We start from the raw sequence: 20728 nt of genomic DNA on the forward strand, positions 1-20728 counted from the left end.
CCGATCCTTTAACTGATTGCCAAGGAGGGCCTATTCATGAGCTTCTTTACAACCGACCTTGAAAGGTTATCCTTTCAATCCTTACGTCATCAACTCATCATCGTCGACCGCGACTGGAGAATCCGCAGCTGCAATACCGCATGGCAGAACGGGCTTGGGCGATTGCATCTCTCGAAATATAAAAAGGCCGACGCCCATCGACCGTCTTACGAAACGTTTCATTATCTTCAGCTGCTGCAGATATGGGCAGCCCAGGAAGAGGAAACCGAGAATTTATCCATTATTCAGAAGTTGGAGAAGATTCAATATCCCTTTGTTCACTGCCATACATATGACATATCTGTACAGTCTGCGAACCTGGACCTTCGATGGTTTAGGCTGGAGCTGACACCCTTGAATTACACTAATCCTCCGTCTCCAATAGGACTAGCTCTGATCTCGCATACAGACATCACGGAACAGAAGCGAATTGAACAGCAATTGAAGCTGGCTCTATCCGAAGTGAGAACACTACGCGGACTGCTTCCTATTTGCGCTGTCTGCAAACAGATTAAGGACGAGCAGGACATCTGGAATTCAGTCGAAAGTTATTTGGAGAGACATACCCATGCAGAATTTACACACGACATCTGTCCGGATTGCATCCGCAGACTATACCCGAAGTACTCTAATATTCTGGATAAACGCTCCTGAGCAAAGCAAAAAAGCAAAAAATAACCACCTCTCCTATACGGACAGGTGGTGTTCAAATTGAGACATATCCAATTCCTCCGGTGATCCTTGCAGCGCAATTACACCCTTATCCATGACATAGATGTAATCCGCAGCCCCGCGCACGAAGTCAATACTCTGCTCGACGAGCAGCACCGAAATGTCGCCCTTCGCCTTGATTTGCAGAATGACCTGCCGAATATCCTCGACAATTGAAGGCTGTATGCCTTCCGTTGGTTCATCCAGCAACAATAGTCCAGGCCGGGAGGCAAGCGCTCGCGCGAAGGCAAGCTGCTGCTGCTGGCCACCACTCAGATCACCGCCCTGTCGACCATACATGGTCGCAAGGACCGGAAACATCGCGAGCACATCTTCAGGAAACGTCTTCACCCCAGGCGCAGATGTCTCCAGACCGAGCAGCAGATTTTCCTTTACTGTGAGCTGAGGGAAAATCTCACGCCCCTGAGGAACATATCCAATGCCTGCCCTGGCACGTTTGGCAGGCTCCAAAGTGGATATATCCTGCCCTTTCCAGTGGATGGCCCCCTTCCTTGTTTTGAGCAGGCCCATCAACGTTTTCATCAACGTTGTTTTGCCGACACCATTCCGGCCCATGAGGCAGACCACCTGTCCAGGCAGGACATCCAAATTAACACCACGCAGCACATTGCTTTCCCCGTAGCCGGATTCAATTCGTTGCAGCGACAGCATGGTCATCTCTCCTTTTTCCCAAGTAGACTTCGGCCACCCTGGGATCTTCCTGCACTTCAGCCATGGTACCTTCCTTCAACAGCTTGCCTTCATGCATCACGGTCACTTTGGCCGCGTACTCACGGACAAACTCCATGTCATGCTCCACAACCACGACCGAACGTTCACGTGCTATCCCCTGTAACAACCTGCCTGTTTTATGCGTTTCCTCGTCCGTCATCCCGGCAACCGGTTCGTCCAGCAGCAACACGCGCGGTTCCTGAAGCAGCAGCATGCCTATTTCCAGCCACTGCTTCTCGCCGTGAGATAGCGCCCCTGCCCGTGTATACACGCGGTCTTGCAATCCAATTTGCGCTATGACCTGTTCCATTGCCGTGTTGATTTTCCCAAAGCGCGGAATCCCAAGAGTCCGAAGAGGTGAACGCTGACTTTCCGCCGCCAAAGCCAAATTTTCCTGTACGGTAAGACCTCCGAAGATGGACGGAGCCTGGAATTTGCGTCCTACACCCTTCCGGACGATCTGATGCTCCTTCAGACGTGTCAGCTCTGTGCCATCTTCCAGGCGCACCGTGCCGGAGACGGGTTTGGTTTTTCCGCAAATGACATCCAGCATTGTCGTTTTCCCCGCACCATTGGGGCCGATCAGAAAATGCAAATCATGCTCAAGCAGCTTCAGGTTCATGCCGTTAACTGCGACGAATCCGCCAAAAGCTACGGTAATACTTTCAGCCATCAACACGGGTGAAGCTTCAGTAGACTTCAGGTTTTTCCTTACTGACAGGGACATGCACAACCTCTCCTCTCCGCTTCAGCAATCGAACGACATTTCGATAGACTCCAACGAGCCCGTGAGGCATGAACAATACTACCGTTACAAACAGCCCGCCGAGAACAAACAACCAGCCTTCAGGGTACGCCTCACTTATCCCGGTTTTGGCTGCATTCAGAACCACCGCCCCGATCACAGCCCCAATCAACGTGCCGCGACCCCCCAAGGCAACCCATAACACCATTTCAATGGATGGAACAATCCCCATCATGGACGGCGAGATAATCCCCACCTGAAGAACAAACAGCATACCCGCTATTCCTGCAAGAGCCCCGGAGAGGGCAAACGTCAACGTTTTATAGCCCGCAGGATCATAACCCAGGAAACGTACCCGGTTTTCTCCGTCCCGCGAAGCTTCAAGCACCTGACCAAACCGACTATTTACTATTCTTCTGCAGAGAAGGTACGTGAGCACCAAAATGGCAAGTGTAATATAGTAGAGCACAATTGTTGTTCCTGCAGAATGCAGCGTGAAGCCAAAAATGGAGTTATAGCCGGTTATACCGTTAGTCCCCCCGGTCCACTCCTGTTTGCCAATAAACAGGGTAACCGTGATTAATACAAGGGCTTGTGTCAAAATCGTAAAATACACCCCGGTAATTCGGTTACGAAACGTAAACCACCCCAGCACAAATGCCAGCAAAGCCGGAAGAGCAATACCCAGAATTAACGCCACTGGAAATGAACGAAATGGTTCCCAAAACCACGGAAGACCTGACAACCCGCTCCACCCCATGAAATCAGGCAGGGATGTGCCGCTCGCCTGCAGCTTCAGATACATGGCCATGGCGTAACCACCAAGACCAAAGAACACCCCATGCCCCAGACTCAGAACCCCGCCGTAGCCCCAGATCAGATCCAGTCCGATGGCCAGAATAGCCAGTGCCAGGAATTTAGCGAGCAAGCTAAGCCGAAACTCGGTAGAGATTAGCGGGGCAAGACACATTAGAATCAGTACGACCGCCCAGATAATTCTCGTTTTTAAACTGCCTGACTTCAGAAGTGCTGACATCATATAACCCCCTTCTTCCTGTTAATCGAGACTGCGGGTTCGCATGGCAACCAGCCCCCGCGGCTTCCATTGCAGAAAAGCAACGATACATACGAACACCAGCACCTTGCCGATGGAGGCAGACGTGTAGGTTTCAAACAATGTATTGAACATGCCAATCCCGAGCGCTCCGCATACCGTTCCTACCAGTTTGCCAACCCCGCCAAGAACGACAACCATAAATGCATCTACAATATAATAGGTTCCCAGCGAAGGGCCGATCGGCCCAATAAGCGTCAGAGCACAACCCGCGATACCCGCGATTCCTGAACCAATGGCAAAGGTCATGCCATCTACCCGTCTGGTCGAAATCCCGAGACAGCCCGCCATGCTCCGGTTCTGCATGACAGCGCGCATCCGTCGTCCGGAAGAAGTGCGGTAGATGTACAGATACATACACAGCAGGACAACCGCGACAAGTGCGATGATAAAAATCCGTTTATACGGAAATACGATACCGTCAGAGATCGCAAGACCGCCGTTAAGCCAGGACGGACTGGATACCCCCACATTCGGCGCCCCGAAAATGGTACGTGCCAGCTGCTGCAGCATCATTCCAACTCCCCATGTAGCCAGTAAACTGTCCAAGGGCCTACCATATAAATGCCGGATCAAAATCACTTCAAGCAGCCAGCCGATAAGTGCTGCTACACCAAACGCGATCGGCAATGCCACGATAAAATAAACTTCGAACCAAGCTGCCGGAGCATAGGAAATAAACAGATTTTGAGTCACATACGTTGCATATGCACCAATCATAATCAGCTCACCGTGAGCCATGTTGATGACATTCATAAGACCAAACGTTACTGCAAGCCCCAGCGCAATCAATAACAGGATCGAGCTGATGCTAAGGCCATTGAACATTTGCAGAACAAACATATCCATCCCGATCACCCTTTCACATGCTAAAAGCCTCTTTCCGATTCAAATACGTCACCAAGACTACGCATCAATGCTTTATCGTAATATTGTACGAGGGTGCGCTGTCCCACCCTCATCCGTAATCTCAGAAGTTTGGACATGAATGTCTTGCTTATTGATTGCTTAGGGAAGCTCCCCATTCGTATGTTTTCAAATAAGGATCTGGCTTGACAGGAGAACCGGAGTTCCACAATTCCTTGAATTGACCATCTTCCTGCACTTCTCCGATCCGGACGGTTTTGTAGATATGCTGATTCTCTCCGTCCACGGTTACTTTCCCCTCGGGAGCATCAAATTCCAATCCTTTTGCCGCTTCTCTGACCTTCTCCACATCGGTTGAACCCGCTTTTTCAACAGCTGCCTTCCAGAGGTACACTGCTACGTAACCCGCCTCAATCGGGTCAGCCGTCACCCGGTCAGCACCATATTTTTCTTTATATTTCTCAACAAAAGTTTTGTTCTCTGGAGTATCTGTTGTTTGGTAATAGTTCCATGAAGCCAGGTGCCCTTTCAGCACATCTGCTCCAATGCCCCGAATTTCCTCTTCCGCCACACTGACCGACAGCGTCGTCATCTGTTCCGAGGTGATGCCAGCATCCTTCAGCTGCTTGAAAAAGGCTACATTGCTGTCCCCGTTAAGCGTGTTATACACCACATCCGGCTTCGCAGCTTTGATTTTGCTTATGATGGTACTGTAATCGGTATGGCCCAGCGGTGTGTATTCCTCGCCAACCACTTCTCCGCCTTCAGCTGCCAATTGAGCCTTGATTACCTGATTCGCTGTTTTCGGGAAAACATAGTCTGAACCTAGGAGATAGAAAGTTTTGCCCCTATTCTCCAGCAGCCAGGTTACGGAAGGAACAATTTGTTGGTTCGTTGTTGCACCTGTATAAAAAATGTTGGGAGATGACTCCAGTCCTTCATACTGCACCGGATAAAATAAAAGCCCTTTATTCTGCTCGAACACGGGGAGCATCGCCTTTCGACTCGCCGAGGTCCATCCGCCAAAAACAGCGGCCACCTTATCCTGCTGAAGCAGCTTTCCGGCCTTTTCCGCAAAAGTCGGCCAATCCGAGGCCCCATCTTCAATGACAGGCTCAATCTGTTTGCCAAGGACACCACCAGCTGCATTGATCTCTTCAATCGCAAGCATCTCGGCATCCTTGACAGATACCTCGCTTATGGCCATCGTTCCACTCAAGGAATGAAGAATACCCACCTTGATCGTCTCATCAGACGCAGCGACTTCCCCTGTTCCACCGGAATTCGAAGCTTCAGGTGGCGTTCCACCTTCCACACATCCCGTTAAAGCAATGACCGCCCCAAGCAAAATTCCCCATAATCTGACCGACCTCTTCTTCAATAGCCTACACTCCCTTTTTTTAGTCTATTGACGAACATTAAGGTCATTTAACTCCGAAATGTTCGTTGATCCAAATTATGGAGGCTCCAACTCTTCATGTCAATAATGCTTACATAATTTTATTTTACGCCTACTTGTTTCATGCATGCTGCTAATATGTTTCAAACCTTATTGACAAAGGGTCACCCTGTGTGAGTATATTTAACATATAATATGATTCATGAAGATATATACTTTTATGGGAAAGGTCGGATGGCCCTTGCACTGGACGGAGCAGGAAAAAGAAAAACTGCTGATTACCGTAGCCGCCAATCTCGCCCGCGAACGCAGAGGACGCGGATTGAAGCTAAATGTTCCCGAAGCCATCGCTTTGTTAACCTCCGAGCTCATGGAACGAGCGCGGGATGGAATGAGCGTAGCGGATTTGATGAGATATGGCGGTACAATCCTTACACGGGATGATTGTATGGAGGGAGTCCCCGATATGATTCCCGAGGTACAGGTGGAAGCTACATTCCCTGACGGGACCAAGTTGGTTACCGTGCATGAACCCATACGCTGAGAAAGGCAGGAGAATGCCATGATTCCAGGCGAATATCGATTGAAACCGGATGAGATTGTCTGTCATCCCGATCGCCAAACGATACGATTAATTGTCTTGAACCGCGGTGATCGCCCCGTGCAGGTCGGTTCTCATGTTCACTTCTATGAAGTAAATGCCGCTCTGGACTTCGACCGCACAGCAGCGTTCGGACATCGTTTGCACATCCCTGCAGGCACCGCCGTTCGTTTTGAACCGGGGGAAGAAAAGCCGGTGGAACTCACCACTTTTGGCGGCAAACGGCAGATTTATGGATTTAACGGATTAACGGAAGGATCGGCAGACCAGCCTCCAGACCCGCAGAAGCTCGAAGCCTTCCTGAAGGCTTTCGCCCCCACGCCATCACAGGATGGAGGAGATCCAGCATGAAACGCATGTCTCGCGAACAATACGCTTCCATGTTCGGCCCAACAACCGGGGATGCTGTAAGACTGGCAGATACGGAGCTCTGGGCAGAGATTGAGCATGATTACGCAGTATACGGGGATGAGAGCAAATTCGGAGGCGGGAAAGTCATTCGGGACGGCATGGGCCAGTCCGCAACCGCTCTTCGCAGCCACGGCACGCCGGATACTGTTATTACAAATGCTATCATTATCGATCATTGGGGAATTGTAAAAGCAGATATTGGCATTCGTGACGGAATCATCTGTGCGATTGGCAAATCGGGTAATCCGGATACAATGGACGGAGTCGATCCACTCCTTGTGATTGGCGCTTCCACCGAGATCATCGCCGGCGAAGGCATGATTGTCACCGCAGGCGGAATCGATACCCACATTCATTTCATTTGTCCGCAGCAGATTCAAACCGCCCTGTCTTCCGGAGTAACTACCATGATCGGCGGAGGTACAGGACCAGCGACAGGCACCAAAGCAACCACCTGCACACCTGGAGCCTGGCATATCCATCGCATGCTGGAGTCCGCCGAAGCCTTTCCTATGAATATTGGTTATCTGGGGAAGGGCAATAGTTCAACCACCGCTCCACTCATTGAACAGATCGAAGCTGGTGTCATCGGCTTGAAATTGCATGAGGATTGGGGGACAACCCCTAGTGCCATTGACGCGTGTCTGACTGCCGCAGGAGAACATGATATTCAGGTAGCTATTCATACCGATACCCTGAATGAGACTGGTTTTCTGGAGAATACCCTTGCCGCCATTAACGGCCGCACAATTCACACGTATCATACGGAAGGCGCAGGCGGCGGACACGCACCAGACATTATCCGCGCTGCCGGTGAATCGTACGTGATTCCTTCTTCAACCAACCCCACGCGTCCGTATACGCGGAATACAGTTGAAGAACACCTCGATATGTTGATGGTGTGCCACCATCTGGATCCGGCCATTCCGGAGGATGTTGCTTTTGCCGATTCCCGGATTCGCCCTGAGACCATTGCTGCAGAAGACATTCTGCACGATCTCGGTGTGTTCAGCATTATCAGTTCCGATTCCCAGGCCATGGGCCGGGTAGGCGAAGTCATCATCCGCACCTGGCAGACCGCAGACAAAATGAAAAAACAGCGCGGCAAGCTGGAATTGAATTCTGATTCCCCTTCCGACAATGACCGCATCAAAAGATATGTCGCCAAATATACGATCAATCCCGCCATCGCTCATGGCATCAGTCATATCGTCGGTTCTGTGGAAGTGGGCAAGCTAGCGGATCTGATCGTCTGGAATCCAGCCTATTTTGGGGTCAAGCCCGAAATGGTGATTAAAGGCGGTATGATCACTTTCGCTCAGATGGGTGATCCGAACGCCTCCATCCCGACACCTCAGCCCGTGTTCGGCAGACCGATGTTCGGGTCATACGGTGGAGCTATCGCCAAAGGGTCTATCACTTTCGTCTCCCAAGCTGCTGCTGATGCAGGCATCAAGGAGACACTTGGTTTAAACAAACGTGTGGAAGCCGTCAAAGGCTGCCGCTCGGTGAGCAAAAAGGATATGATCCACAACGATGTGACTCCTCACATTGAAGTGGACCCTGAGACGTATGAGGTTCGAGCCGATGGGGTACTGCTTACGTGCGAACCTGCGGATGAGCTGCCGATGGCACAGCGCTACTTCATGTTTTGACATCTAGTGATAAAGCGAACGTTTCACTTCTTCAGGTTCGTACTGCCCTCTACGTTATCGTTTAAAATCACGTCCAACCTGTATCCTTACTTTATTTTTATATCGGATTTTGGTTGGAAGGGAAATAAGACAGAAGCAAAGAAAGGACGCTTGGCATGATGCAAAGTGGTACGAAGCTGCTTCGATATGTTCAACTGCTCGACTCGGCCCTGCCCATCGGCGGGTTCTCCCACTCTTTCGGTCTGGAAGCATACACGCATGACGGCACCATTCGAACAATCACCGAGCTTGAACAATTCATTCGCAGCCAGCTTCACTCCAGCCTGATTCGGCTCGATGGACTTGCTATCAAAGGCGTTTACCAAGCAATGGAGGAACAAGACTCCGCTCTACTCGCTCTCTATGATAAGCGGGTACACGCCCAGCGAACCCCCCGGGAGATCAGGGAAAGCGGCCATAAGATGGGAAAGCGAATGCTGAAACTTGCCCGTTCTCTCTATCCTTGGATGGACTTTTCACTTATTGATGAGGCTGTGCAAGCGCATGGTGCCTATTGCGGGATTACTACCATTCACGGTTATATCCTTTATCAGTTGAAAATCGGATTAGATGAGGCCGTTACCGGTCATTTGTATACCTCAGTGAACGCTTATGTCAACAGCGCACTGCGCCTCCTGCCAATCGGGCAAACCGAGGCACAGATGCTCATTCACAAACTACTCGATGATATCGAATCCGAATGGATTCGTATTCGGGATGACGACCCGGAAGATATGCACAGTTTCGGTATTGCCCAGGAAATCTATGCCATGCGGCACGAAAACTTACCTGCACGCCTGTTTATGTCCTGATACCCGTATTTATAAGCTACAACTTTCTATTAAAATAAGCCGATAATCCAAGGAGGAATTTGTTATGTGTGGAGGAGCTAATCATACGCATCATCCGGAGTGGGAACGTAAGGCATTTGATCGCAGCAGACCAATGCGAATTGGTATTGGGGGTCCGGTAGGCTCCGGCAAAACTGCCCTTGTGGAGAAGTTGTCGAAGGCGCTGCGTACTCGCTATAGTCTGGCCGTCATCACGAACGATATTTATACCAAGGAAGATGCCGAAATCCTGCTGCGCCAGAACGCTCTTGCGCCAGAACGCATTATTGGCGTTGAAACAGGCGGATGTCCACATACAGCCATCCGAGAAGATGCGTCAATGAATTTTGAAGCAGTAGACGAATTGGTCGAGCGTTTTCCCGATCTGCAATTAATCTTCATTGAGAGCGGCGGCGATAACCTCTCTGCTGCATTCAGCCCGGAACTTGCAGATGTGTTCATCTACATCATTGACGTTGCCCAAGGGGAAAAATTGCCTCGCAAAGGCGGTCCAGGCATTACCCGCTCAGACCTGCTGCTGATCAACAAAACAGACCTTGCACCTTATGTCGGCGCAAGTTTGCAGGTAATGAAGGATGATACCGAGCGCGTACGCGAAGGTCGCCCATATGTAATGTCGAATCTCATGAGCGGTGAAGGGGTATCCGAGATCATTCACTGGCTTGAGCACCAATACATGGATGACGATGCTGCCGCTGCGCATCTGCATTCACACAGCCATGACCACGGCTCAGCCCACAGCCATTAATTCATCTCCCGTATCGGAAGGAGCCGAAACGAAGTTGGGCATTCGTGCTGAAGGAGCGGTGATACGACGCAGCGAGCTTCGAGCCACATTTGCCCTTCAAGAGGGACGTACGATCATGACAGATCGTTATTATAGCGCCCCTCTCCGGTTCAGTCGCTCCTTTCGCCCACCGGGGAACAGCAATGGGTTATGCCTCTACACATCAGACGTCTCTCCCGGTGTTCTGAACGGGGATCATTATCATTCCGAGTGGCATTTGGGCGAAGGCACCCATGTGATGCTGAGCAGTACATCAGCGACACGCCTTCACCCTACGCCTTCACTTCCCTCGTCGGTCAACCATTACTTCCAGATCAGGAAAGGCGCAGTGCTTGAATACTTCCCGGAATGTGTAATCCCATTCAAAGGTAGTTCTTCTTCGCTTACTGCCACCTTCCATCTGGAGGAACAGGCCATTCTCGCTTATGCAGATGTCTGGTCAGCCGGACGAATTCACCGGGGTGAGGCTTTTGAGTTCAGCAAATATCGAAACTCAACTGAAATATGGCAAGGGGACCAGCTTGCTGTGTGGGACCGATTCGGCATGGAACCTTCACGCGATGATCCACAAAAATCAGCTGCATTGCTGGATTTCACCCATACTGCTGCCCTGTGGATGATCGCTCCTGGGCTGGGGGCAGCGGAACTGGAAAGCATCAGGTCCGCACTGCCTCCAGATGGTCGAATGCTCGCTGGTGCAAGCCTGCTCGCGAGCGGAGGGATCGGCGTCCGTTTGCTTGGCATGGCTGCCTGGGAACTTCAGGAACAATGCCTGCACATTTGGAACACCATTCGACCACAGCTGTTAGGCAACGAGAACCTTACGTTCCGCAAATGAACCACATATCATGATTTCATGAGCCAAAGATGAAGTCGATTATCGTCATCTCACATGAACACAAAAAAACCTCTGAACATTTCCGGAAATCATCCGGGTTGGTTCAGAGGTTTTGCATTAGAGCGATTCATCCGTTTCGGGTTTATCATCTTCCTTATATCGAAAGTCAGCAGCATTTCTACTTTCCTTGGACTTGCGATAGCGGGTAAATTCAATATATTCGCTGATAAAAGACTGCTCTTCGGTCGATAACTCACTCTCCTGGCAATCCAATTGCCGCAACACGCCAAAAAAATAATCCTCCCGTTTTTCCCGTACCATCGCTTCCTTGGATGGACGTCCAATCATGAGCCAGTCCAGACTCACATCAAAAAACGCAGCGATCTCAATCAGTTTATTCGTGCTCGGAATCGACTTTCCACGTTTCCAATCACCCAGATTCCCGGTGCTGATCTTCAGTTGTTGACAGAATGCTTTCTTTGTCATCCCTCGCTCGGCAATCAGGTGTTCAATTCGCTCATATATCGACTGCATACAGGACCGCCTTCCAACCATATTATCTAAAACCCATATCTTGCACCATAACGTAATTCTCCGCCAACATTATATAGACAATTATACCACAACAGATATCAATCCTCAGCCCTTCTTCATCCATGAGCAGTTTTCACATAGATATATATATAAAATAAAAATAGACTCTCATGGATATCCACGAGAGTCTATTTCCCTAACGTTTACATGTAATGCGGTCGAGAGGACTCGAACCTCCACGGGTATACACCCACTACCCCCTCAAGATAGCGTGTCTGCCATTCCACCACGACCGCATATTCAATTGTATAAATGGTGAGCCATGAAGGGCTCGAACCTTCGACACCCTGATTAAAAGTCAGGTGCTCTACCAACTGAGCTAATGGCTCTTGCTGTAACTTCACCGATGTGCCATATCATCTCTTGGTTTAAGAACAATGAATTGCGAGGTTTCCTTATTAAAAAGGTGGTGAAGATATGACCCGTAGGGGATTCGAACCCCTGTTACCTCCGTGAAAGGGAGGTGTCTTAACCCCTTGACCAACGGGCCTTGTTAACAAGTTGTCTTTCTTGGCGACAAGAATGAGTATACCACACCATATAAAAATAGTGCAACACTTTTTTTATTTTTTATCTAGCGCTTCTTATAAAGATCATTTTTCAAGAAAATAGGCCCGTTTAACTCGCATATACCATCTGAGTTAACCGAATTTCATATCATTGTCATCAGAATCCTTACATCATGTTAAAATTAGTTCAAACCACTTACAAAAACTTATGTTCACTTAAAATATTGCAAACTAAATTGCAAATACTTATAATTAGGTTATCAGTATTACGGTCACTCATTAGCAAGGAGGCGGCATGCTTGTTTCAGGAAGAACGAATGCAGCTCATTATCGAACATCTTCGCAAACATAACCGGATCTCGGCAGACGAGATCGTTACCCTTTTTGACGTCTCGCGGGACACGGCTCGAAGAGATCTGATCAAGCTGGAAGAACAGGACGCCATTATCCGAACACGGGGCGGCGCCATCCTCCCCTCTCCTCCCCGTGAATATATCTCATACAAGGATCGCCTGCTCCATGTTTCAGAAGAAAAAAGGGCTATAGGCAAACTCGCTGCAGCCATGGTCCGCCAAGGTGAAAACATCATTCTGGATTCTTCCACGACGGTGCAGGCTTGTGCTGAGCATCTGAATGGAAAGTCCTGTACAGTCATCACCAATTCCATTCATTCCGCAGATCTTCTCTCCAATCACTCGGCTGTCCATATTCGTTTACTTGGCGGCAAAGTCGACAAGGAACAACGTTATGTTTACGGCGCCTCGGTGATCGAAACACTCTCTCATTATTACGTGGATAAAGCCTTTATCGGTATTGGCGGGATTACGATGGATGGATTCAGTGCTTCCGAAGAAGAAGGCAAGATTAAGCAAAAAATGATGCAGGCGGCAAAAGAGGTCTTCGTGCTCGCAGATCATTCCAAATTTGATAAACGTTACGGGTACCGTTTTGCCGACTGGTCACTGATTGATGTACTGATTACCGACCAATGGCCATCAGACGAATGGCGTAACTTTTTGAATGAACAACAGGTTGAGATTCTCATTCCTGAACCAACAGAAGATAAGGAGTTGTAAAGTGATGAAATTATTTGCTACGGACTTGGATGGAACGCTGCTAAACAGAGACAGTCAGATTAGCCCGGAAAATGCTGCTGCCATTCACCGGGCCCAGCAAGAAGGATTGAAAGTTACCATTGCAACAGGGCGCGTCTATTCGGACGTTGTCGGCATTTGCCAAGAAGGCGGGATTAACACGCCTGTCATTGGGTCCAATGGAGCCACGATTCATGATGCTGACGGGAACCGTCTGTATCATCTTCCGCTCGAACGTGAGACAGCAGCATCCGTCATGCAGTGGCTCGAAGATCATGAGTGCTATTATGAAGCGTCCACTCAGCAGGGAATATACGCCCCGATCAGCAGTCATGATACGATGCTTGCCGAGATGGATCGAATCCTGGGAACAAGTCCTGGTGAGGACGTTGAGCGCCTGATTCGTGCCGTTAAGAAGCATTATGACAAGAAAGACTACCATCGCGTTCAATCCCATCAGGAGATTCCTGCAGAAGCCTACATTTACAACATTATGGCCTTCTCCCTCGACCCGGATCAATTACAGACAGGAAGAGCTCACTTTGCCTCCAGATCGGATGTCGCGATGGTCGTATCCTCTGAACACAACTTCGAGATGCAGCATCCCGATGTGTCCAAAGGTAATGCTCTCACTAAACTGGCTGCACATCTCGATATTTCCATGGAAGATACGGCAGCTATCGGCGACAATTTCAATGATGTTTCCATGTTAAAAATGGCAGGACTCGGCATCGCCATGGGCAATGGTGAACCTGAGATTCAAGCCCTTGCCAAGGCTATAACATTAACCAATGTAGAACACGGTGTCGCCCATGCCATTCACGCTGTACTGGACGGCAAACCGATCTCCCGGCCCGAAATCGTTGCTGAAGGCGGTCAGTAAATTCGGTGCTGTTAGGAAATCGCACGATCTCTCACTTCAACTCGACGGATCTCACATGCGGTACGTCCTGCAGCAGTACAATCAACTGTTCTCCCCGGAAGGACCCGGGCATCTGAACGGTGAATTCAAGCACAGTCTCCTGAGCCGAGTCTGTGCTTGTTTGTTGTTCCGTCCTGAATCCGATGACCGAAATCTTCTCCTGCCCCAGCAGTGCCAATATGGCTTTCAGGCTGTCTGCTTCCTGCTCCAGGCGAATGGTTAACGTTTCGGTTCTCGCGGAAACCAGCCAGCGTGTCGGCCGATGCAGCAGCATCTGTGCGAGCACGATTAGCAGGGTTACACCTGCTCCTGTCCAATAGAGTCCCGCACCTACTGCCAGTCCCATACCTGCCGTTGCCCAGATGCCAGCGGCTGTCGTCAATCCCCGGACGGTATGGCGCTGCGTGAAGATCATTCCGGCCCCAATGAAACCTACACCGCTAACCACTTGCGCTGCGATCCGGGAAGGGTCAAGCGACAGATTAGCCCAGCCTGCCTGATCCTGAAATCCATACTTTGAGACAATCATCATTAACGCTGCACCAACAGCGACCACAAAATGAGTGCGTATTCCCGCTTCTTTCATCCGGTTTTTGCGTTCATACCCGATAAGGACCCCGCAGATCCCTGCTATGAGAACTCGCATCAAATATTCCATTTCCATTCTCAAGCCACCTCTCTTATATCAGCATTTTGCAGATGGACCGTCACTTCCTGAATTAATGCAATATGCTTATGTATATGCTTACATGTATCCTCCTTTACTATTTACCCATTTCCTCTCCAATAATTAATCCACACAGCAACTTCCTTCTATATCAGGCGGCACAAAAAAGAGACCTGTACGGCCTCCACTTCAATTCCCTTTATTACCCACCATTACAAAAATGGTCTGTTTCTATCCTTTCGGATTGCACTGATCCCTATTCAGCACGGAAGTTCTCCCCTTGTCGCTCTCCTAATCCGTAATAATGGCGGAAATTATAGATTAACGGGTTCCACTTTGCCGGATCAATTTTATTCAGTCCAGAGATAAGCTTCTTATGTGCATGTACCTCCAGCGATTTCACTTCGACTACGGCCATAAAAGGCGTATGCTCCGGCGTACGGATGTGCTGTACAGATGCCTCAATCTGAAGCGGACACTCGGCTATTCTCAGAGGTTTAACCCGATGCGAATCCTGAGCGGTAAACCCGGCTGCTTCAAATTTCTCCGAACAAAATTCATAACCCATCTGTCTTTTCTCCTCAGGAACCGGATATGTACCCGTATAACGCCCCAGAGATTCAACAGATCTCCACATGGACGCATCCGGCAAATTTATGACACATTCAGGATGTCTTTTTAAGTTCTCATAGGCTTTTCCCTGGATGCCCAAGCCGAGGACAAGACAATTCCCCAACGCCCAGGAAGAGGACAATGGCGACAGGTTCGTTGACCCATCCTCGTTTAAGGTGCTTAAGAGAAGTACGGGTGTTCCATAATATAAAATGCTTGGGTTAATCGTCTCATGCTGGTCCGTTACTACCTCCTCAGCAGATCGTTTTGCAGCATTTTCAAAATTCATTGGTTTGCTCCATCTCCTGTCTCACTTACTTGGCCCCTCAATGCAAGTTTGAACTCTGCGGTGGCCTGCCCCAATTGTAATACGTCAACAGTTCAAGTATCATCGAAGTATGAATGCATATCCAAATATATCTGTTATCGCGTCATTAATTGCCGATCCGAGTCGCGCTGTCTTTCTCGAAGCACTACTGGGTGGACAGGCCCTGCCTGCAGGCGAGCTTGCCTATATGGCTGGTGTCACACCTCAAACCGCGAGCAACCATCTTACCAAACTTGTAGACGGCGGACTGTTAGTTGTTGAACGGCAAGGGCGGCATCGCTACTTCCGGTTGGCTGGCCAGGACATTGCCTTTCTGATTGAAACGATGGGCAGTATCGCCCCTCCTGTTCAGGTGAGGTCACTCAAACAGTCCAATCAGCTCCAGCATCTGAGCTTTGCTCGTACCTGTTATGGACACCTTGCTGGTAAGCTAGGAATTGCTCTGTGTGATGCATTGTTGCGGGAGGAATATCTACTGGAGCCGGAAGCAGATCAGGCCAAGGATTATCACATTACGGAGAAAGGAAGACAATGGTTTACTTCATTCGGAATTGATCTTCAGGTTAAACCGGGTTCAAGACGTGCCATTGCCCGCAAATGTCTGGACTGGAGCGAGCGGCGTCACCACATATCCGGACTGCTGGGTGAACAAATGGAACACAGACTTTCGCAGCTCGAGTGGACCCGGAAGAAGCCTGGCAGCCGCTCTGTTGAAGTTACGGATGCTGGCAAGAAGGGTTTATACGAGGTTTTGGGAATCTCGCTGTAGGCAGGTTACGTTGCAGCTCTCACCAAAGGAAGATCTATACCAAAAAATCCCCTTCACAACAAACCGGTCAACGGTTCGTGTGAAGGGGATTCTATTCGTGTATTCAATGCGGAGAGAGAAGGATACTCTCACTTCGTTCGAGACTGCGATGTATCGCTATCGAAGGCTATGCTCCGACGAACCTTTAGGGTTCTCATCCCTTTGCGGAGAAGTATAATCAGAACGGAGAGAGAGGGATTCGAACCCTCGCACCGCTTACGCAGTCTAACCCCTTAGCAGAGGGTCCCCTTATAGCCACTTGGGTATCTCTCCAAGAAATGGCTCCCCGAACAGGACTCGAACCTGTGACAACTCGATTAACAGTCGAGTGCTCTACCAACTGAGCTATCAGGGAATAATCTCGAATAAACATAATTTATCATGATTAATAAGCCAAGTCAACATCTTAACTATACTTTCTTGCTAACTGTAAAAAAGGGAGGAAATACAGCTCGTAGAGGTATATTGCATCCCCTCTTCAAGCCGGCTATATCCACTAGGATGAACACTACTCGTTAGAGATGGCTTGAAGAGCCAGCTTGCCAGCGCACCGACCGCATCTGTAACGTTTGGGATCCATTTTTCGTTTACGCAGATATTCCGTTCCACAGCTCTTGCATACCAGCTTGTACCGATAAGGCTGCGGCTTCCTGCCCTTGCCATCGGGAAGGGACTGACAGAACCTCGAACCGCCTACCTTTTGCAGAAGAGCCTTGAATTCCGGGTCCCTGTGGCGATAGCCGCGTCCGCGAATATGCAGATGGTAGTGGCACAATTCGTGCTTTATAATTTTCTCGACCTCATCCCGCCCGTATGCCTCGAGCTGATGTGGATTAATCTCAATTCGGTGACTCTTCAGCATATATCGGCCGCCGGTTGTCGTCAGACGTCGATTAAACAAGGCCTCGTGGGTAAACGGAACCCCGAAATGATCCAGCGATACCTGCTCAATCCACTGCTGCAGCTCAGCATTATCCACCCGGTTTCCCCTCCTTTCTTACCCCTTGGACCGTTCCTTTTTCCGGTATAATACTTGAATTTTAACCGTTTCGTAGGCTACACTGTCAAGTAGAATGTATGAGGGGAGATTATTACACGTTATGCCTACAATGCGTTATGTCATCCTGCAGCAGGAACAGCAATTAGAGTTTGTTGAAATGCCCGCTGATTACGCCTATCAACTCAGTGCACTCAACCTGCGTCTGCACAAAGAGATTGATAAACTTACTGCAGCGGATGTACCTGTACTGCCCTGGGCCATCGCTGAATGTGACGACCTTGATCTTCTGAACGAGCAGCTCAGTATCACCGGAGGGCTGGATTACATCAATGCGCTTGAGCATAGCTTCGCCAAACTGCGCGAGACGCATTATCCCTTGATTTCCTTACTCACCGAGATTCGGGCGCTTCAAGCCCAGCTGGAACAATGGTACGAAGAAGAAATGGAAACACGCTGATTTATTTATCGTTTTCCGAAAGTGCACATCCTAACCTGTAAGCGCATTTCCGTAACCGGATTTGCGCTTTTTATTTTATCTCAATCGACAGGTCGGTTGACAAGCCGGACATTGTTTTTACACGTTCCGCACGGCTTAATCCGCACAGTCCAGGCTATTGCCACATATGCTAACGTACAGATGAATTATGCAAGAGGAGGAGATCCCTTTGCCTCAATGGCTTTGCAATCAACTGATGCGTGCTTTTCACAAGAAGGACAGCAGACAGATCAAGCTGCTGAACGAATGCTGGTTCTTTTACCGGAACAAACCTGCTAATGGCACACCGCGCAGCGCGGAACGTGAACTCTAGAATTTAACCTCACTCTTCATGTATACAGCCCATTCTCTCTTCCTACATTAACTCATTCGAAGAATATGGAACGGTCGACAACACCATTCGAGCCGACAACAAACAGCCTTCCCGCAACTGGGAAGGCTGTTCTCGGGTCATGGGACTAGGAAGTCTGCTTCGACGCAGGCTTTTTCATAGTCAGGCCAACCCGGCCTTTTTTGGTATCCACATTCATTACCCATACCGTTACATTATCACCAACAGAAACAACATCCATTGGATGCTTGACGTAACCGTTGCTCAGCTGTGAAATATGGACAAGTCCATCACTCTTGATCCCGATATCGACAAAGGCACCAAAATCAATTACGTTGCGAACGGTACCTTGGAGTTCCATGCCTTCAACCAGATCCTCAATTTTAAGGACATCCGTACGGAAAATAGGCAGCGGCATTTCTTCCCGAGGGTCACGTCCCGGGCGCTGTAAGCTGTCGAGAATGTCGCGCAGTGTAGGCACACCCACGTCCAGTTTCACAGCTAGCTGTTCAGGCTGCTGTTCGGATAGAAGCACGGACAGCTCCTTGCTGCCCAACTTGTCCAGTTCCACCTGAAGTTCTTTGAACAACTGATCGACGACCTTGTAGGATTCCGGGTGAATCGGTGTACGATCCAGCGGATTCTCACCTTCACTAATGCGCATGAAACCTACGCATTGTTCATAGGTTTTGGCACCCAGACGCGGCACCTTCTGCAGCTGACGACGGTTCGTAAAGCGTCCGTTTTCCTCGCGGTACTTCACAATGTTTTTGGCAATCGTCGCATTCACGCCGGCCACATAGGACAGCAGCGATGGCGAAGCCGTATTCACATCCACGCCTACATGGTTAACCGCAGATTCCACGACCGCTTTCAGACTTTCCTCCAGAATCTTTTGAGAAACGTCATGCTGGTATTGGCCTACACCAATGGCCTTTGGATCAATTTTCACCAGTTCAGCCAGAGGGTCCTGTACACGACGGGCAATGGAAGCTGCACTGCGCTCGGCCACGTCCAGATCCGGGAATTCCTCCTGCGCAAGCTTGGAAGCGGAATACACACTTGCTCCTGCTTCATTAACAATGAGGTACACCAGGCTCTCATCGCCATTTTCCTGAATGATCTCGGCTACGAACTGTTCCGTTTCACGGGAAGCTGTACCATTACCAATAACGATCAGTCCAATGTCATACTGCTTGATCATCCGGTGGAATACCTCGGCTGCTTCGCGCTTTTTGTTGTGAGGTGGCGTCGGGTACGTAACAGCGACTTCCAGCAGTTTGCCCGTATCATCCACTACAGCCAGTTTGCAGCCTGTACGATAAGCAGGGTCGACACCAAGCACACGTTTGCCATGAATCGGCGGCTGAAGCAGCAGGTTACGCAGATTGGCAGAAAACACGGAGATTGCCTGGCTCTCTCCCTTTTCCGTCAGTTCTGCCCGGACTTCGCGCTCAATGGAAGGTGCAATCAGACGTTTGTAGGCATCTTCAATGACAGCCCGCAATACATCCTGTACTGCAGATGTACCCTTGATGACCTGACCTTCCATATGACGATGGGCCGGTTCAGGCGGAACCTCCAGACCTACTTTCAGAATGCTCTCGCGCTCCCCGCGGTTAATGGCGAGAATCCGGTGCGGAGGCATCTTTTTGGCCAATTCACGATAATCATAATAGTTCTCATAGACCGATTCCTGCTCCGCATCCTTCGCTTCCGAAGTCAACATGCCGTGATCCAGCGTATAGCGACGAATCCACGCACGAATGGCAGCATCATCAGCGATGTTCTCGGCAAGAATGTCTTTGGCTCCCTGAAGGGCTGCTTCTGCATCATCCACTCCAAGCTCTGCATTGATGTAACGCGCAGCTTCTTCGAGCACATTCCCCTGTTTCGGTTGGCTCCAGATCCAAACAGCTAAAGGCTCAAGACCTTTTTCCTTGGCTACGCTGGCACGCGTTTTGCGCTTCTGGCGATAAGGACGGTACAGATCCTCTACCTCCTGCAGCTTCACAGCCTGGGTAATGGACTTTTTCAGTTCTCCCGTCAATTTACCTTGTTCTTCTATAATACGGATGACTTCCACTTTGCGATCCTCAAGGTTACGCAGATATACGAGACGTTCCTCAATCAGTCGCAGCTGGTTCTCATCCAGCTCTCCAGTCATTTCTTTACGGTAGCGGGCGATAAACGGAATCGTATTGCCTTCTTCCAGAAGCTCTGACGTCGTGCGCACCTGCTTCAAGGCCAGTGACAGTTCCTTGGCTACCTGTTTGATGATTCTTTCCTGGCGTTCCGCCTTTATTGTTTCTTCATTGGGTTCCAGAACCGTTCCCTGTTCAGACAAATAAATCCCTCTTTCCTTCCTGAATCGTTTCAGATTAAGCATGTTCAGGGCAGCTATGCTGCTGTAATCACAGTATCGAATCTGCACTCAGGCAGATTGCTCTTCCCTATATTATCACAAAATTCCGTTCAGTTTTCCAGCATTCCTACTGGTTACAAGTTCTTACAGTGAGTTTTTATGGTTCATCGCTTCGCGTAACTCATAAGAAAAGACCGAAAACGTCACCCCGAC

At 49.5% G+C, this 20728-nt stretch carries 22 protein-coding genes and 5 tRNA genes; 12 read left to right on the forward strand and 15 right to left on the reverse strand.

Annotated elements, in window-relative coordinates:
* Positions 1-36 precede the first annotated feature (36 nt).
* Positions 37-693, forward strand: coding sequence for a hypothetical protein (locus GUA98_RS10905; protein ID WP_193723023.1), 657 nt, complete (start codon positions 37-39; stop codon positions 691-693).
* Between the two features lie 33 nt (positions 694-726).
* On the opposite strand, the gene urtE is transcribed toward GUA98_RS10905, so the two are convergent.
* From urtE to urtA, 5 genes are all read right to left on the reverse strand, one after another.
* Positions 727-1422, reverse strand: coding sequence for an urea ABC transporter ATP-binding subunit UrtE (gene urtE / locus GUA98_RS10910; RefSeq protein WP_193723024.1), 696 nt, complete (start codon positions 1420-1422; stop codon positions 727-729).
* A complete protein-coding gene (gene urtD, locus GUA98_RS10915) occupies positions 1400-2209 on the reverse strand; it encodes an urea ABC transporter ATP-binding protein UrtD (RefSeq protein ID WP_193723025.1) in 810 nt (269 codons plus the stop codon). Before urtD ends, urtE begins: the two co-directional genes overlap by 23 nt.
* Complete coding sequence (gene urtC / locus GUA98_RS10920) at positions 2172-3263, reverse strand: urea ABC transporter permease subunit UrtC (protein WP_397332446.1); 1092 nt, start codon at positions 3261-3263, stop codon at positions 2172-2174. Before urtC ends, urtD begins: the two co-directional genes overlap by 38 nt.
* Positions 3264-3284: 21 nt before the next feature.
* A complete protein-coding gene (urtB, locus tag GUA98_RS10925) occupies positions 3285-4190 on the reverse strand; it encodes an urea ABC transporter permease subunit UrtB (protein ID WP_095289165.1) in 906 nt (301 codons plus the stop codon).
* A 148-nt stretch (positions 4191-4338) separates the two neighbouring features.
* Positions 4339-5589, reverse strand: coding sequence for an urea ABC transporter substrate-binding protein (gene urtA, locus GUA98_RS10930; RefSeq protein ID WP_193723026.1), 1251 nt, complete (start codon positions 5587-5589; stop codon positions 4339-4341).
* Between the two features lie 220 nt (positions 5590-5809).
* Here urtA and GUA98_RS10935 point away from each other — a divergent pair, with 220 nt between their 5' ends.
* The 6 genes from GUA98_RS10935 to GUA98_RS10960 all read left to right on the forward strand — a co-directional run bounded on the left by GUA98_RS10935 (position 5810) and on the right by GUA98_RS10960 (position 10789).
* A complete protein-coding gene (locus tag GUA98_RS10935; RefSeq protein ID WP_415753019.1) occupies positions 5810-6151 on the forward strand; it encodes an urease subunit gamma in 342 nt (113 codons plus the stop codon).
* An 18-nt stretch (positions 6152-6169) separates the two neighbouring features.
* Positions 6170-6559 (forward strand): urease subunit beta, encoded by a 390-nt coding sequence (locus GUA98_RS10940; protein ID WP_193723027.1) that lies wholly within the window; start codon positions 6170-6172, stop codon positions 6557-6559.
* Positions 6556-8274 carry an urease subunit alpha gene (gene ureC, locus GUA98_RS10945; protein WP_193723028.1) on the forward strand — a complete coding sequence of 573 codons (1719 nt, stop codon included), beginning with the start codon at positions 6556-6558 and terminating at the stop codon, positions 8272-8274. The genes GUA98_RS10940 and ureC overlap by 4 nt, the downstream gene beginning before the upstream one ends.
* A gap of 155 nt (positions 8275-8429) precedes the next feature.
* Entirely contained in the window at positions 8430-9125 is a 696-nt protein-coding gene (locus tag GUA98_RS10950; protein WP_193723029.1) for an urease accessory protein UreF, read from the forward strand.
* A gap of 64 nt (positions 9126-9189) precedes the next feature.
* On the forward strand, positions 9190-9912 hold the full coding sequence (gene ureG / locus GUA98_RS10955; RefSeq protein ID WP_095360634.1) for an urease accessory protein UreG: 723 nt from the start codon (positions 9190-9192) through the stop codon (positions 9910-9912).
* Positions 9827-10789 carry an urease accessory protein UreD gene (locus tag GUA98_RS10960; RefSeq protein ID WP_193723030.1) on the forward strand — a complete coding sequence of 321 codons (963 nt, stop codon included), beginning with the start codon at positions 9827-9829 and terminating at the stop codon, positions 10787-10789. The genes ureG and GUA98_RS10960 overlap by 86 nt, the downstream gene beginning before the upstream one ends.
* A gap of 117 nt (positions 10790-10906) precedes the next feature.
* On the opposite strand, the gene GUA98_RS10965 is transcribed toward GUA98_RS10960, so the two are convergent.
* The 4 genes from GUA98_RS10965 to GUA98_RS10980 form a co-directional block, all read right to left on the reverse strand.
* Positions 10907-11323 carry a helix-turn-helix domain-containing protein gene (locus GUA98_RS10965; protein WP_193723031.1) on the reverse strand — a complete coding sequence of 139 codons (417 nt, stop codon included), beginning with the start codon at positions 11321-11323 and terminating at the stop codon, positions 10907-10909.
* Between the two features lie 213 nt (positions 11324-11536).
* Positions 11537-11619: transfer RNA gene (locus tag GUA98_RS10970), tRNA-Leu, on the reverse strand.
* Positions 11620-11636: 17 nt separating this feature from the next.
* Positions 11637-11712 (reverse strand) — tRNA-Lys (locus GUA98_RS10975).
* Between the two features lie 89 nt (positions 11713-11801).
* A tRNA-Glu gene (locus tag GUA98_RS10980) sits at positions 11802-11873 on the reverse strand.
* Between the two features lie 318 nt (positions 11874-12191).
* Between GUA98_RS10980 and GUA98_RS10985 the strand changes: the two genes are divergently transcribed.
* Together GUA98_RS10985 and GUA98_RS10990 are read left to right on the forward strand one after the other, a co-directional pair.
* Positions 12192-12968, forward strand: coding sequence for a DeoR/GlpR family DNA-binding transcription regulator (locus GUA98_RS10985; protein WP_095360636.1), 777 nt, complete (start codon positions 12192-12194; stop codon positions 12966-12968).
* Positions 12969-12972: 4 nt separating this feature from the next.
* Positions 12973-13869: a Cof-type HAD-IIB family hydrolase gene (locus GUA98_RS10990; protein WP_153977353.1), complete on the forward strand. Its 897-nt coding sequence runs from the start codon at positions 12973-12975 to the stop codon at positions 13867-13869.
* A gap of 31 nt (positions 13870-13900) precedes the next feature.
* On the opposite strand, the gene GUA98_RS10995 is transcribed toward GUA98_RS10990, so the two are convergent.
* Together GUA98_RS10995 and GUA98_RS11000 are read right to left on the reverse strand one after the other, a co-directional pair.
* Positions 13901-14572, reverse strand: a complete 672-nt coding sequence (locus GUA98_RS10995) for an MgtC/SapB family protein (RefSeq protein WP_193723032.1) — start codon at positions 14570-14572, stop codon at positions 13901-13903.
* A 259-nt stretch (positions 14573-14831) separates the two neighbouring features.
* Positions 14832-15476, reverse strand: coding sequence for a flavin reductase family protein (locus tag GUA98_RS11000; protein WP_193723033.1), 645 nt, complete (start codon positions 15474-15476; stop codon positions 14832-14834).
* A gap of 109 nt (positions 15477-15585) precedes the next feature.
* On the opposite strand from GUA98_RS11000, the gene GUA98_RS11005 reads away from it, so the two are divergent.
* A complete protein-coding gene (locus GUA98_RS11005) occupies positions 15586-16284 on the forward strand; it encodes an ArsR/SmtB family transcription factor (protein ID WP_193723034.1) in 699 nt (232 codons plus the stop codon).
* 223 nt (positions 16285-16507) lie between these two features.
* On the opposite strand, the gene GUA98_RS11010 is transcribed toward GUA98_RS11005, so the two are convergent.
* The 3 genes from GUA98_RS11010 to GUA98_RS11020 form a co-directional block, all read right to left on the reverse strand.
* Positions 16508-16596 (reverse strand) — tRNA-Ser (locus tag GUA98_RS11010).
* Positions 16597-16602: 6 nt separating this feature from the next.
* A tRNA-Asn gene (locus GUA98_RS11015) sits at positions 16603-16678 on the reverse strand.
* 153 nt (positions 16679-16831) lie between these two features.
* Positions 16832-17302 (reverse strand): SprT family protein, encoded by a 471-nt coding sequence (locus GUA98_RS11020; RefSeq protein WP_193723035.1) that lies wholly within the window; start codon positions 17300-17302, stop codon positions 16832-16834.
* A gap of 121 nt (positions 17303-17423) precedes the next feature.
* Between GUA98_RS11020 and GUA98_RS11025 the strand changes: the two genes are divergently transcribed.
* Together GUA98_RS11025 and cmpA are read left to right on the forward strand one after the other, a co-directional pair.
* The gene (locus tag GUA98_RS11025) at positions 17424-17780 is read left to right on the forward strand and encodes a hydrolase/acyltransferase (protein WP_095289072.1); all 357 of its coding nucleotides are present in this window, start codon (positions 17424-17426) and stop codon (positions 17778-17780) included.
* A 208-nt stretch (positions 17781-17988) separates the two neighbouring features.
* Complete coding sequence (gene cmpA / locus GUA98_RS11030) at positions 17989-18132, forward strand: cortex morphogenetic protein CmpA (RefSeq protein WP_153977349.1); 144 nt, start codon at positions 17989-17991, stop codon at positions 18130-18132.
* Positions 18133-18277: 145 nt separating this feature from the next.
* On the opposite strand, the gene GUA98_RS11035 is transcribed toward cmpA, so the two are convergent.
* A complete protein-coding gene (locus GUA98_RS11035) occupies positions 18278-20497 on the reverse strand; it encodes a Tex family protein (protein WP_321573865.1) in 2220 nt (739 codons plus the stop codon).
* Positions 20498-20728 lie beyond the last annotated feature (231 nt).

The sequence above is a fragment of the Paenibacillus sp. P13VS genome (assembly GCF_015143645.1).
GTDB classification, from domain to species: Bacteria; Bacillota; Bacilli; order Paenibacillales; family Paenibacillaceae; genus Paenibacillus; species Paenibacillus xylanilyticus_A.

Coding starts and splice junctions, on each gene's coding strand:
- GUA98_RS10905 (WP_193723023.1), top strand. CDS start 37: ATGAGCTTCTTTACAACCGACCTTGAAAGGTTATCCTTTCAATCCTTA.
- urtE (WP_193723024.1), bottom strand. CDS start 1,422: ATGCTGTCGCTGCAACGAATTGAATCCGGCTACGGGGAAAGCAATGTG.
- urtD (WP_193723025.1), bottom strand. CDS start 2,209: ATGTCCCTGTCAGTAAGGAAAAACCTGAAGTCTACTGAAGCTTCACCC.
- urtC (WP_397332446.1), bottom strand. CDS start 3,263: ATGTCAGCACTTCTGAAGTCAGGCAGTTTAAAAACGAGAATTATCTGG.
- urtB (WP_095289165.1), bottom strand. CDS start 4,190: ATGGATATGTTTGTTCTGCAAATGTTCAATGGCCTTAGCATCAGCTCG.
- GUA98_RS10935 (WP_415753019.1), top strand. CDS start 5,810: ATGAAGATATATACTTTTATGGGAAAGGTCGGATGGCCCTTGCACTGG.
- GUA98_RS10940 (WP_193723027.1), top strand. CDS start 6,170: ATGATTCCAGGCGAATATCGATTGAAACCGGATGAGATTGTCTGTCAT.
- ureC (WP_193723028.1), top strand. CDS start 6,556: ATGAAACGCATGTCTCGCGAACAATACGCTTCCATGTTCGGCCCAACA.
- GUA98_RS10950 (WP_193723029.1), top strand. CDS start 8,430: ATGATGCAAAGTGGTACGAAGCTGCTTCGATATGTTCAACTGCTCGAC.
- ureG (WP_095360634.1), top strand. CDS start 9,190: ATGTGTGGAGGAGCTAATCATACGCATCATCCGGAGTGGGAACGTAAG.
- GUA98_RS10965 (WP_193723031.1), bottom strand. CDS start 11,323: ATGCAGTCGATATATGAGCGAATTGAACACCTGATTGCCGAGCGAGGG.
- GUA98_RS10990 (WP_153977353.1), top strand. CDS start 12,973: ATGAAATTATTTGCTACGGACTTGGATGGAACGCTGCTAAACAGAGAC.
- GUA98_RS10995 (WP_193723032.1), bottom strand. CDS start 14,572: ATGGAAATGGAATATTTGATGCGAGTTCTCATAGCAGGGATCTGCGGG.
- GUA98_RS11000 (WP_193723033.1), bottom strand. CDS start 15,476: ATGAATTTTGAAAATGCTGCAAAACGATCTGCTGAGGAGGTAGTAACG.
- GUA98_RS11005 (WP_193723034.1), top strand. CDS start 15,586: ATGAATGCATATCCAAATATATCTGTTATCGCGTCATTAATTGCCGAT.
- GUA98_RS11025 (WP_095289072.1), top strand. CDS start 17,424: ATGCCTACAATGCGTTATGTCATCCTGCAGCAGGAACAGCAATTAGAG.